The 11,879-nt window shown below is 69.8% G+C and carries 11 protein-coding genes; 4 read left to right on the top strand and 7 right to left on the bottom strand.

Annotated elements, in window-relative coordinates; all coding sequences use genetic code 11:
• The first annotated feature begins 9 nt into the window (after positions 1 to 9).
• On the top strand, positions 10 to 219 hold the full coding sequence (locus ACFHVL_RS27390; protein WP_416631320.1) for a transposase: 210 nt from the start codon (positions 10 to 12) through the stop codon (positions 217 to 219).
• A gap of 145 nt (positions 220 to 364) precedes the next feature.
• Here ACFHVL_RS27390 and ACFHVL_RS27385 read toward each other — a convergent pair whose 3' ends face one another.
• Together ACFHVL_RS27385 and ACFHVL_RS27380 are read right to left on the bottom strand one after the other, a co-directional pair.
• On the bottom strand, positions 365 to 1,555 hold the full coding sequence (locus ACFHVL_RS27385) for a caspase family protein (RefSeq protein ID WP_416631317.1): 1,191 nt from the start codon (positions 1,553 to 1,555) through the stop codon (positions 365 to 367).
• Positions 1,552 to 2,211: a hypothetical protein gene (locus tag ACFHVL_RS27380; RefSeq protein WP_416631316.1), complete on the bottom strand. Its 660-nt coding sequence runs from the start codon at positions 2,209 to 2,211 to the stop codon at positions 1,552 to 1,554. Before ACFHVL_RS27380 ends, ACFHVL_RS27385 begins: the two co-directional genes overlap by 4 nt.
• Positions 2,212 to 2,895: 684 nt before the next feature.
• Between ACFHVL_RS27380 and ACFHVL_RS27375 the strand changes: the two genes are divergently transcribed.
• Both ACFHVL_RS27375 and ACFHVL_RS27370 read left to right on the top strand, forming a co-directional pair.
• Entirely contained in the window at positions 2,896 to 4,098 is a 1,203-nt protein-coding gene (locus ACFHVL_RS27375; protein ID WP_416631315.1) for a PQQ-binding-like beta-propeller repeat protein, read from the top strand.
• 188 nt (positions 4,099 to 4,286) lie between these two features.
• Complete coding sequence (locus ACFHVL_RS27370; RefSeq protein WP_416631314.1) at positions 4,287 to 4,451, top strand: hypothetical protein; 165 nt, start codon at positions 4,287 to 4,289, stop codon at positions 4,449 to 4,451.
• Positions 4,452 to 4,629: 178 nt separating this feature from the next.
• Here the strand turns inward: ACFHVL_RS27370 and ACFHVL_RS27365 are convergent, their stop codons facing one another.
• Both ACFHVL_RS27365 and ACFHVL_RS27360 read right to left on the bottom strand, forming a co-directional pair.
• Positions 4,630 to 5,052 carry a hypothetical protein gene (locus ACFHVL_RS27365; RefSeq protein WP_416631313.1) on the bottom strand — a complete coding sequence of 141 codons (423 nt, stop codon included), beginning with the start codon at positions 5,050 to 5,052 and terminating at the stop codon, positions 4,630 to 4,632.
• Positions 5,053 to 5,083: 31 nt separating this feature from the next.
• Complete coding sequence (locus ACFHVL_RS27360; RefSeq protein WP_416631312.1) at positions 5,084 to 5,566, bottom strand: helix-turn-helix domain-containing protein; 483 nt, start codon at positions 5,564 to 5,566, stop codon at positions 5,084 to 5,086.
• A 73-nt stretch (positions 5,567 to 5,639) separates the two neighbouring features.
• On the opposite strand from ACFHVL_RS27360, the gene ACFHVL_RS27355 reads away from it, so the two are divergent.
• Positions 5,640 to 6,239, top strand: coding sequence for a signal peptidase II (locus tag ACFHVL_RS27355; protein WP_416631311.1), 600 nt, complete (start codon positions 5,640 to 5,642; stop codon positions 6,237 to 6,239).
• A 102-nt stretch (positions 6,240 to 6,341) separates the two neighbouring features.
• Here the strand turns inward: ACFHVL_RS27355 and ACFHVL_RS27350 are convergent, their stop codons facing one another.
• From ACFHVL_RS27350 to mfd, 3 genes are read right to left on the bottom strand one after another with little or no spacing between them, the layout of a single operon-like run.
• Positions 6,342 to 7,352 carry a MazG family protein gene (locus ACFHVL_RS27350; protein ID WP_416631310.1) on the bottom strand — a complete coding sequence of 337 codons (1,011 nt, stop codon included), beginning with the start codon at positions 7,350 to 7,352 and terminating at the stop codon, positions 6,342 to 6,344.
• Positions 7,349 to 8,035: a hypothetical protein gene (locus ACFHVL_RS27345; RefSeq protein ID WP_416631309.1), complete on the bottom strand. Its 687-nt coding sequence runs from the start codon at positions 8,033 to 8,035 to the stop codon at positions 7,349 to 7,351. Before ACFHVL_RS27345 ends, ACFHVL_RS27350 begins: the two co-directional genes overlap by 4 nt.
• Before the next feature lie 13 nt (positions 8,036 to 8,048).
• Positions 8,049 to 11,816: a transcription-repair coupling factor gene (gene mfd, locus ACFHVL_RS27340; RefSeq protein WP_416631308.1), complete on the bottom strand. Its 3,768-nt coding sequence runs from the start codon at positions 11,814 to 11,816 to the stop codon at positions 8,049 to 8,051.
• Between the last annotated feature and the right edge of the window lie 63 nt (positions 11,817 to 11,879).

The following is an 11,879-nucleotide window of genomic DNA, read 5'->3' as shown; positions in this document are numbered from 1 at the left end:
TGCACCGCCATCGCCCACAACCTCACCCGCGCCGCCGGGCACCTCGCCGCCGGCACCTGGACCACCGCCCGGACCTCGACCATCCGCACCCGCATCATCACCGTCGCCGCCCGCCTCGCGCACCGGGCCCGCACCATCCACCTGCACCTACCTGAGCACTGGCCCTGGCAGGCCGCGTTCGACAACCTGTTCACCACCATCCAGGCACGACCCGGCTGACCACAGCAACACCGACGCGCGACCAGGCGGCCCGACCACAAGCCACGAACCCCCGCCCCAACCCCCGAACGACAACCCCCGGAGCAAGCCGACCACGTAATCGGCGATCCAGCCACGCTCCGAAACCACCCAATACCGAAACTACTCAACCGAGCTCAAGACCAACCGCGTCGGTGGATCGAGGCTCAGCGAGTGCGGCCAGCAGGTCCTGCGGGGTCTTGCCTCGGGCGTGCACGAAGCGGCGGATCGCACCGTCGGCGGGAATCGTGTCAGCGGGCAGCAGATGCGTGTCGGGCACCCACCGCCGCCGGCGCGGATCGGCAAGCACATCCAGACGCGCCAACAGCGCTGACTTACCCGAACCCGGCCTGCCGGTGACCACCAACGTTGTTGGCCCGGCACCCGCCAACCACCGAGTCGCCTCCCGCAACGCGGCATGCCGACCGGTGAACAACCACAGATCATCCCGGCCGCCCGCAGTGTCCAGTCCTCGCGCGCGCGGGTCGACATGATGACGGCGTTCCCGCTCCCGCGCTTCCCGCTGGACACGCAGGTCACGGGTACGTAGGTCGTACTCACTGAACCAGTCGTCGAAACGCGGGTTCGGGAAGAACTCCGCCGCTTTCTCACCGAGGAACATCAACCGGGCCTGTTGATCCGGCGGGGTCCTCGCGTTGATTGCGGTGACCAGCGCGTCCAACGGCAGGAACGGCACCTCGAAACCAGCCACCGACCGATCCTGCACCGCAGCGGCCAGAGCCTGGGTGAACGCCCCCGGCGCAGCACGCTGATTGGCCCGGGCGGCGACGATCACCGCGACGGACGGGGTACCGTCCAAGGCTCGCAGGCGAGTCAGAAAATCGGCGGCGTTCGCGTTCATCCGCACGGCCGCGCTGCCCGCATAACAGGTGTCCAACACGAACAACAGCTGCTGCCCGGCCACCTCACCCAGACTGTGGCTGTCCAGAATCCGCCCGGTCAGGTCTCCCGCCCGCACCGAGTCGTAGGCGAGATCGACGGAATCGGCCATCGGCAGCAGCAGATCACCATGGTGGTCGAGACCGTGGCCGGTGTAGTAGACCACCACCACGTCGTCCGGACGCCGCTGTGGATCGGTCAGGAACGCACGGAGCCGATCCTGGAACCCCCGCGCCGCCATCCCTGTCCCGAAGCCAGGCACGGCCGAGTAGCCCAACCCGGTGAACAACTCCCGGGCCCGCTGCAACTCGTCGCCCAGCTCAGGCAGGTTCTCCAAGCCCAGACCCGGCTGGAAGGCAGTGGTGGCCGCGCCGATGAAGAACCGCCGAGCCTCACCGCCACCCGTCGCGGCGGTCACCGCAACCCCGCCAGCACCGCCGCACCGGTCTCCGCAGCCGACAGATACCGCTCAACCGAGTGGGCGGCGACTCCGTTACTGATGGCCACATCGGTCACCCGATCGCCGAACACCTCACGCAGCCTCGGCCGTAGCGCCACAAAGTCCCCATCGTCGGTGATGTTCACCCAACGGCGCACACCCGGCCAGACCCCCACCAGACCACCCCGCCCGTCCCTGACAGGCGGCGGCCGCAGCCGCTGCGTCACGACATGCGGCACCCCCAACGGCGAACCCAACGTCACCAGATCCGTCACCGGCCACTGCGGATGCGCACACAACGCCTCGTACGCCACGACCGAGCCCAACGAATGCGCCACCACCACCCGCGTGTCCGGGCCGATCACGGCCGCGAACCGCCTCTGGATCTCCTCCCGCACCTCCGGCTGCCCGAAATAGGCGGAAACCTGCTTCAGCCAGAACACCAACACCCGCTCCGACACCCGAACCAGAAACCGCGACCCCGCCAACGCCAACACCGCCGCCCGCACCGACGCCACCCCACCCAACGACCGCGCATCCGGCGATCCCACCAGCGGATCCACCGCCGCCGCAGCCCGCCACCACTCCACCAACAACTCGGTCTCCAGACCCGCCTCGACATCGTCAGCCGTCAACGGCGGCACACCCGCGTCGAGAAGACGTCCCGACGCACGAAACACATCCCCAAACGCCACAAAGTCAAGATCGTCGGCAGTCAGCGCATCCCGCGCGCCACCAGCCAACTCGACCCCACCCAACAACGCAGGACCCCACACCGCCACCATCTGCGGACGCGTCAAGAACGTATTCAAGATCCCATGAACCGCAACCACCCTCGCCACAGCCTCGCAGGCTACACCGGACAGTCACCAGAACCAGAGCCCTGATCTACAGATGTCAACAACCCGACTAGGCGACCACGATCCGCCACACGACAACCCCGAGCACGTGAGCAGCCCGTCCAAGGAGGCAATACCCCCAGAGACTGCATAATCATCTGCCGCGAGGTGAGCGCCGACCTTGTATAGCCGAGCATGTCGTCGATCCGGGTCCACAGCACGCGCGCCAGGTCGTAGGCCTCGATTCACCGGTGCGGTCGACTACTACGAGTAGCCCGTCCGGCCGCCTGGACATCGACCGGAGAGCAGGCCTGCGGCCGCCGATATGCTCTCTTTCTGGGTTGGGTCGGGCATTTTGAGCTGCTGGGACCGAAATGTGAATCGGCCGCTACTGGCGCGAAGATGAAGCAAACGTCCAGTGAGACCGACACGTTCTGGCGGGTGCCTCTGGCCGTCGTCGATGTCCGCTACCGTTACGACATGGCTCGATCGATTGGCACACGACCGTGGCGGGTCCGCGCCCGGTCGGCGATGGGCAACGCACCGCTGGCCGCCGACGGCATGGTGTTCGGCACCAGCACCGACCACCACGTGTACGCGGTCGATGCGGCGACCGGACGTCTACAATGGAAGCATCGGGTCGCCGACCGGTCCCCGCCCCTGGTGGCGTTGCTGCGTCCGCCGAGGGTCGGGCACTCCCTCGGCTCGCTGCACATCGGCATGCCAGCCGCCGGCGACCGGCCCGGGGCGCTGCACACTGTGCACAGCCGGACCGGCGAGACGCGGTGGCGTACCGAGATCGGCGAGGCGTCCGTGTTCGACGTACTCGTCGAAGGCGGCGTCGTATTCGCCTGTTGCAGCGACGGCGTCCGGACGTTCGAGGCCGGCTCGGGAACGCAACGGTGGCACCGGACCGTCGAGAACCTGCCTTCCGTCCGGTGGGGCGGGCCGGCGTCCGCCGACGGGATCGTTGCCTGCGTCGGCGAGATCCGGCAGTCGTGGTCTAGCGCCGACGCGGTGTGCGTGATCGTCGCGTTCGACCTGGACAGCGGCGAGCGGCTGTGGGTCCGGTCGATCGAGACCACCGGCGTCCGGCTCGCCGCCTCCCCCGGCCGGTTGTACCTGGCCACCAGCCAGGGGGAGCTGATTGCCCTGGAACTGCGCACCGGCGAGGAGAGCCGGGTCAGGGACGACGGACCGAACTGGATCTTCGCGTTCCCGGCCCGGCCGACCCGCACGATGTCGACGGTTGCCATGCGGCCGGGCGGGTTCACCCCGGTCTTGGTGTCTCACACGCCGGTCAGCGCGGCCCTGAGTACCCCCGTCGTGACGTCGGACGGCGTATTCGTCGGAAGCCAGAACGGCAACACCTACCGCGCCAACGTCGTCGACGGCCGCCTGTCGTACTACACGTGGGAGACCGATCTGCAGGTCCGGGCAGTCGCGCACGGCCAGGGTCTGGTGTTCGCCGGCTTCATCGACGGGATGGTCAACGCCTGCCCGGCCGAAGGCGGCGACTTCCACTGGGCGACGATCTCGCCGGTCGGCCGGGTCGCCGGGCTGACCTGTGCCGACGGGATGCTTTACGTCAGCGGTGACCCGTTCCTGGCCGCATTCGACGCCACGACCGGCGCCGGGCCGTGGCGCTGGCCGCGGCAACGCACCACGACAAGCCGGCGGTGACACAGGTGTCATGACACCTCGACAGGTTGCGGCTGCCGCGGCAGCACCGCAGCCGCATGCGCCGCGAACACGGCAGCGACCACCGGCCACGACGGGTCATGATCCCGCGCCGACTGCACCACCGTGCGACCACCATCGAGGACCGTCGGGACCTGGCTCTGTCATACCGCAACCGAGGCCGACTGGCCATGATCCGAGTGGACCTCACCGCCCCGGCTACGGCAATGGAACTGGCTAACGAGTTGCGTGGGCTGAGCACGATGCACTCGCTCGTGACGCCCCGCATCTTCCCGCTGCCTGAGTTCCACACTGGCAGCCGCTACGCGAATCTGGTCAAGCAGGTCACCGGGTGAGGTGATGTACCCCGAACTCCTTGTCGACGTCTCCCGGCTCATGTTGCGGTTGGCAGGGAGCGTCTTGTATGCGAACGCGTCGATCGATGCGAGGACGGATGCCCATTGAGGTCAACCGACGCACTCACATGCCGCCGGCAGTGCGTCACCGGCATCTGACGGCGGCTTGCAGAACTGATCAGCACAGCGCTTTGGAGACTTTCATCTCGACAAGAGCGGAGGATGCCAGCGGCACGTCGTCGTAGTTGTGAGCCAGGCGGACAAGATCGGCGCTGCGCAGACCCCTGCGGTGCAGCTTGATGATGACGGGATCGAGGCGGCTCACCAACGCTCTCGTCTCGTCTCGCGGCGCGGCTAGCGCGGTGGCCACGTCGCCATCTTCGCCCCGAGCTTCGGCGGCAGCGGAACCGGCCACCAACCGTCGGGCAACGGCCCGACCCGCAGCAACCAGCTTGGCCAGCACGGACTTGCCGCCACCCATTGGAACAATTGGGACAATCGGCCGGCCACGCTCAGTGATCTCAATGGTCTCACCGCAACCCACTCGGACAGACGCCTGACCCATGTCCTGGCTCAGATCCCAGGGACCGATGCGTTCCACGAGGAGAGCGTAGGACCAGTATCTCCATCCGCTACCGGTCCGCGAACGACCTGAGCACCGACTGTCGCTCCGCTTCGGTGAGGACGCCGGCAAACGGCGAGTTCTGCCGCAGCTCGTCGGCAAGCGCCGATCGGGAGGTGAGCGTCTCCAGGACGACCTCAGTGCCGCCGGTCAGCACCTCGGCCCAGCGGTCCAGCCAGTGCCGGGTCATGCCGTCAGGGTGAATGGCCCGGAGCCGTTCGAGGTTGCTCGCCGCCTTCTGCAACACCAGGTCGGGATCGGCGACCAGTCTGCCGGCGACCGCATGGTGCAGCCACAGCGCCTTGTACTGGTCGCGGATCAGCGACGGTTGGAGCACTGCTTCGACGTCGGCCCGCCGCAGCCGGCGACGGCGACCGACCCAGACGTACGGGAGCTGGCCGCGTACGCACCGGTCGACCACCTGACGCCGAGACATCCGCAGCACGACTGCCGCTTCACCGGTCGTCAGCAGATCGTCACCACTCACCGCCACGGGACCAGCATGAGTGACCCGGTGGGCGGCTCCGGCGCAGGGCTGCCAGGAATCGGTGGGAGAATCACCGATCATGAGCGAGCAGGCCGGCCCCGGCGAGACCACCCACGAACCGACCGACTCCAGCACGGCGGTGTCCGCACCCCGGCAGCAGCGGTGGACCCGCCGCGCCCCCTGGCTCGCCTTCGGTCTCGCCGCCACCGTGCTCGTCGTCGACCAGCTGACGAAGATGTGGGCGGAGGCGACGCTGACCCGGGGCGAGCGGACCCCGCTGATCGGCGACGCCCTCGGCATCCAGTTGATCTACAACCCGGGCGCCGCGTTCTCGATGGGCGAGAACACCACCTGGGTCTTCACCATCGCCGCCGCGATCGGCGTCGGCGTGACCGCCTGGTTCGCCGCTCGGGCCCGGTCCCGCGCCTGGGCGGTGTCGCTCGGACTGGTGCTCGGTGGGGCGTTCACCCACCTGCTGGACCGGCTGTTCCGCGAGCCGTCGTTCGGGCAGGGCCACGTCGTCGACTTCATCGCGTACTTCGACTGGTTCATCGGCAACGTCGCCGACATCGCGCTCTTCTTCGGCGTGGTGACGTTCCTGACCTTGGAGCTGCGCGGCGTCCGGCTCCGTCCGGACTCCGCAGAGTCGCCGGAGTCCGCAGAGTCGTCGCAGCCATGATCAGTTGACGTAAAACCAGCCGACACGCCGACGCGATCCCGGTTTTCGATTAATTGATCTTCGACCCCAGTGGGCAGTCGGGCCAGCGGGTCGTCGGAGTCGTCAGCTGGCGGCGACGCGGACGGCGTCGGAGTACGCGAGGGCGGCGCGGCGTAACGCCCCTTCGGCGTCCAGACCGTCGGCCCGGGCCTGCGCGACCAGGGTGAGCAGTTGCGCGCCGAGCCGCGCCGACGGGTCGTCGGCCGCGTCCGGCTCCGGCAGCGGTACGTCGACCCCTGCCCGCCCGGCCCGCTGCAGCACCTTGTCCGCCAGCGACAGCGCCGGCTGACCGACCACGATCCCGTCCATCGGTGACGGCGCTTCACCCCCACCGGCGGCAGCCCGCTCCTCAGCCTTGATCCGCTCCCAGTTGTCGATGATCTCGTCGACACCATCGACCCGAGCACCGGCGAAGACGTGCGGGTTGCGGCGGATCATCTTCGCCACCAAGCCGCCGGCCACGTCGTCGACGTCCCAGCGTTCGCCGTCGGGCAACTCCTCGGCGAGCCGGGCGTGCAGCACCACCTGCAGCAGCACGTCACCCAGCTCGTCGCGCAGCGCAGCCAGGTCGCCGGAGACGATCGCGTCGTACGCCTCGTAGCTCTCCTCCAGCAGGTACCGGGCCAGGGAGGCGTGGGTCTGCTGGCGCTTCCACGGATCGCCACCCGGTGAGGCGAGGCGGTCCATGACCTCGACCGCGTCGAGCAGCCGGGCCCCCGGCGGATCCCAGGAGCCGTACATCAGCTCCAGCTCGGCCAGGCCGGGCTCGCGGGCCAGTCGCAGCCCCAGCCGGCGGGCCAGGCCCTCGTCGCCGGTCGGGCCGGCCAGCCAGACGGCGGTGCCGTGCTCGGCGGCCGCCGCCAGCAGCGTCTCCTCGGCAGGCTCCGCCGCCGAAGCAGGATCCGGAGCAAGCACGGTCACCGGCGTGCCGCCGGCGACGCTGATCGCCGTGGTCAGCTCACTGTCCACGCTGGCAAAGACCGGAAACCGGCGTACGGCGTCCCACGCTTGCGCCGTGAGCAGCCCGGGCGGCAGCCGGGGTGAGGTGACCAGCAGGACGACCCGGGCGGTCACTGCCGCTCGTTGACCGTGCCCGAGTCACCGTCGCCCAGCGGGATACCGACGGCGATCACGTTGCTCTGGAAGCTGAGCACCGGGAACTCCAGCGGGCGGTAGCGCGGGTTGACCGTGACGTCCTGCTCGGCCACCGCGTCGGAGATGGTGTTGCGGGTGGCCAGCGCGGTGCGCAGCTGCTCGCCGTCGAGCTGGCTGGCCGCTTCCTCATCGCTGACCTCGGCCGGGATGACTCCGGCGGCCCGACCCCGGTCGACCAGGTCGAACAGCTCCTCCTGGGTCGGCTCGACCAGCTCGCCGGTCTGCAGCCCGGTGATGCAGGTCCAGACCTGCGCGGCCGCCTCGACGAACTCGGAGTCGGCCGGCAGGCCGGTCTGCTGGGAGTACTGGTCCGGCGAGATCTGCTGCGCACCGGCCGGTACGTCGAGCTGGCGGCAGACGTCGGCGAGGACGAGGGCGCTGACGACCTGCTGGCGGGTCGGCAGTGGCGGGGCGCCTTCCTGGCCGGCCTGATCACCGAGCTGCTCGGCGATCTCGTCGACGAGGTCGGTCACCTGCTCCTCGCTGTACTGCTGGTCACCGACGTAGGCGGCGACGCCGGGCTGCGACCGGCAGGCGGACAGTGCGGCGACCCCGACCAGGGCAATGACGGTGATCGACGCCAGGCGACGGACACGCTGCATGGACGACACTCTCTCACGCACCCGTGCGGGCCGGTGCACCGACCCGCGTACTGTCGGTTGACGGTGCTGCGCCGGAAGCCGCCGGGGCCGGTGGGTCGCCGAGCAGGTCACGCAGCAGTTGGCCACACCAGTCCAGCAGCGGCTGGTCGCGCAACGGGTCCCCACCGATCCGCCGGGTCGTCGGCCTAGGCACGCTGACCTGGTCGGCGGCGGACTTGTAGACGGCGTCCGGGTGGTAACGCTTGAGCCGCAACTGCTTCGAGTCCGGCAGCACCAGCGGGGCGAACCGGACATGCTTGCCCTGCATCGACACGTCAGCCAGCCCGTACGCCTTGGCCAGCAGCCGGAACCTCGCCACCGCCACCAGGTTGCCGACCTGCTCCGGCGGTTCGCCGTACCGGTCGGTCATCTCGGCGACGACCTCCTGCAGCGTGGCCGCGTCACGGGCGCCGGCCAACTTGCGGTACATCTCCAGCCGCAGCCGCTCCACCCCGATGTAGTCGTGCGGCAGATGCGCGTCGATCGGCAGGTCGACCTTCACCTCGGCGGCCTCGTCGTCGTCGGGCGCCTCGCCCTTGAAGTTCTGCACCGCCTCGCCGACCATCCGGATGTACAGGTCGAAACCGACGCCTTCGATGTGGCCGGACTGCTCACCGCCGAGCAGGTTGCCGGCGCCCCGGATCTCCAGGTCCTTCATCGCGACGTACATGCCGGCACCGAGCTCGGTGTGCTGGGCGATGGTGGCCAACCGCTCGTGGGCGTGTTCGGTCAGCGGCTTCTCACGCGGGTAGAGGAAGTACGCGTAGGCCCGCTCCCGGCCGCGACCGACCCGGCCGCGGATCTGGTGCAGCTGGGCCAGGCCGAGCAGGTCGGCCCGCTCCACGATCAGCGTGTTCGCGTTCGGGATGTCGATGCCCGACTCGACGATCGTGGTGCAGACCAGGACGTCGAACTCCTTCTCCCAGAAGCCGACCATCACCTTCTCCAGGGCGTCCTCACCCATCTGGCCGTGCGCCACCGCGACCCGTGCCTCCGGCACCAGCTCCCGGAGCCGCCGGGCCGCCTTGTCGATCGACTCGACCCGGTTGTGCAGGTAGAAGACCTGGCCGTCGCGGAGCAGCTCGCGGTGGATCGCGGCGGCGACCTGCCGGTCGTCGTACGCGCCGACGGCGGTCAGCACCGGATGCCGCTCCTCCGGAGGGGTGGCGATCGTCGACATCTCCCGGATGCCGGTGATCGCCATCTCCAACGTCCGGGGAATCGGCGTCGCCGACATGGTCAGCACGTCGACCGAGGTACGCAGCGACTTCAGGTGCTCCTTGTGCTCCACCCCGAAGCGCTGCTCCTCGTCGACGATGACCAACCCGAGCGCCTTGAACCGGGTGGCCGACTGCAGCAGCCGGTGGGTGCCGATGACGATGTCGGCGGCGCCCTCGGCTGCCATGGTCAGCGTCTGCTCGGTCTCCTTCGGGGTCTGGAACCGCGACAGCTGCCGGATCTGCACCGGGAACTGGCTCATCCGCTCGGCGAACGTGTTGTAGTGCTGCTGGGCGAGCAGCGTCGTCGGCACCAGCACCACCACCTGCTTACCGTCCTGCACCGCCTTGAACGCCGCCCGTACCGCGATCTCGGTCTTGCCGTAGCCGACGTCGCCGCAGATCAGCCGGTCCATCGGGGTCGGCTGCTGCATGTCGCCCTTGACCTCGTCGATCGCCGCCATCTGGTCCGGCGTCTCGGTGTACGGAAAGGCGTCCTCCAGTTCCCGCTGCCACGGGGTGTCCGGGCCGAACGCGTGACCTTTGGCCGACTTGCGGGCGGCGTACAGCTGGATCAGTTGGGCGGCGATCTCCCGGACCGCCTTGCGGGCCCGTGCCTTCGCCTTCTGCCACTCCGAGCCGCCCATCTTGTGCAGCGTCGGCTGTTCGCCGCCGACGTAGCGGGACAGCTGGTCGAGCTGGTCGGTCGGCACGAACAGCCGGTCACCGGGCTGGCCACGTTTGGCCGGGGCGTACTCGATGACCAGGTACTCCCGGTCGGCGCCGTTGACCTTGCGCTGCACGAGCTCGACGTAGCGGCCGATGCCGTGCTGCTCGTGCACCACGTGGTCGCCGGCGCGCAGCTCCAACGGGTCGATGGTGTTGCGCCGCCGGCTCGGCATCTTGCGCATGTCCTTGGTGGACGCGCCCCGGCTGCCGCTGATGTCGGTGCCGGTGACGATCGCCAGCCGGGCCCGTTCGGCGACGAAGCCGTTGCCGATCCGGCCGCAGGTGACGATCAGCTCCCCCGGGGCTGGGCGTGCCGGCACGGTCTCGGTGAGCACCGCGCCGAGGCCGGCGTCGCGCAGCACACTGACCGAGCGCTGCGCCGGGCCGTGGCCTTCGAAGACCAGCACCACCGACCAGCCGTCGCCGGTCCAGCGCTTCAGGTCGTCGACCACCCGGTCGGTTTCGCCGTGGTAGAGCGGCGTCGGCGTGACGGACAGCACCACCGCGTCGCCGGTGTCCGGGCTGACCACGACCGGCGCCGGCGCGTCCGCCCACGGCTCATCGGCAGACGTTGCGGCCGTGTCCGCTTCCGCCAGGCCGAACGGCGACAGCGTCCACCACGGCTGGTCGAGCGTGGCGGCCACCGCGCGGACCTCGGCCAGGGTGCGGAAGGCGGCCGCGCCCAGGTCGATCGGGGCCTGGCCGCCGACGGCGGCCGCCGCCCAGCTGGCCTCGAGAAACTCCGCCGAGGTACGCACCAGGTCGTGCGCCCGGGTGCGGATCCGCTCCGGGTCGCAGAGCAGTACGTGCGTGTCGGCCGGCATGCAGTGCAGCAGCAGCTCCATGCTGCCGGTGCCGTCGAGCAGGGCCGGGGCCAGGGACTCCATGCCTTCGACCGGGATGCCCTCGGCCAGCTTGTCCAGGATCTCGCCCAGCTCGGGATGCTGCTGCGCCAACTCGGCCGCCCGCTGGCGTACCGGGTCGGTCAGCAGCAGTTCCCGGCACGGCGGTGCCCACATCCGGTCGACGGCTTCGATGGTGCGCTGGTCGGCGACGGAGAAGGTACGGATCTCCTCGACGTCGTCGCCCCAGAACTCGACCCGTGACGGATGCTCGTCGGTCGGCGGGAACACGTCGAGGATGCCGCCGCGGACGGCGAACTCGCCGCGCTTGGTGACCAGGTCGACCCGGGCGTACGCCATGGCGACCAGTCGTTCGACGACCTCGTCGAGGCCTCCGCCGGCGGTGTTGCCGGAGCCGGTGGTGTTGCCGGAGCCGGTGGTCAGCTGGACCGGCTCCAGGTCGCCGAGCCCTTTGAGCTGCGGCTGCAGCAGGGAACGGACCGGTGCCACGACCACCCGCAGCGGTTCCTGCTGCTTGCGCTCACCTTGCTTGCCGTCGCCGGTGGTCGGACCGGTGTCCGCGTCCGGGTGCGCCAGCCGGCGCAGGACAGCCAACCGCCGGCCGACGGTGTCCGACCGGGGGGACAGCCGCTCGTGCGGCAGCGTCTCCCAGCTGGGGAAGACCGCCACCTGGTCGGCCGGCAGCAGGGTGCCGAGCGCGGCGGCCAGGTCGTCGGCCTCCCGGCTGGTGGCGGTGACCGCCAGCACCGGCCGCCCCGCCCCACCCGCCTCGGCGTCGGCGGCGACCGTGGCGACGGTGAACGGGCGCAGCGCCGGTGGCGCGGTGACGTCCAGCCCGTCGGAGTCGGGCGTGGCGACCCGCGCCAGATCCCGTACCCGGGTCAGGGCGGGATCGACGAGAGCGGCGCTGAGTAGGCCGACGAGCGCGGTCATGATCACAACCTTCGCGGTGGGGTACGCCTTGCGGTGCGTTGGTGCGCGCTCTGCGGCCCGCAC

The sequence above is a fragment of the Micromonospora sp. LOL_023 genome, from assembly GCF_048060115.1.
GTDB lineage: Bacteria > Actinomycetota > Actinomycetes > Mycobacteriales > Micromonosporaceae > Micromonospora_E.
The sequence above is the reverse complement of the archived record's forward strand: the minus strand, read 5'-3'. Positions and strand labels throughout refer to the sequence as shown.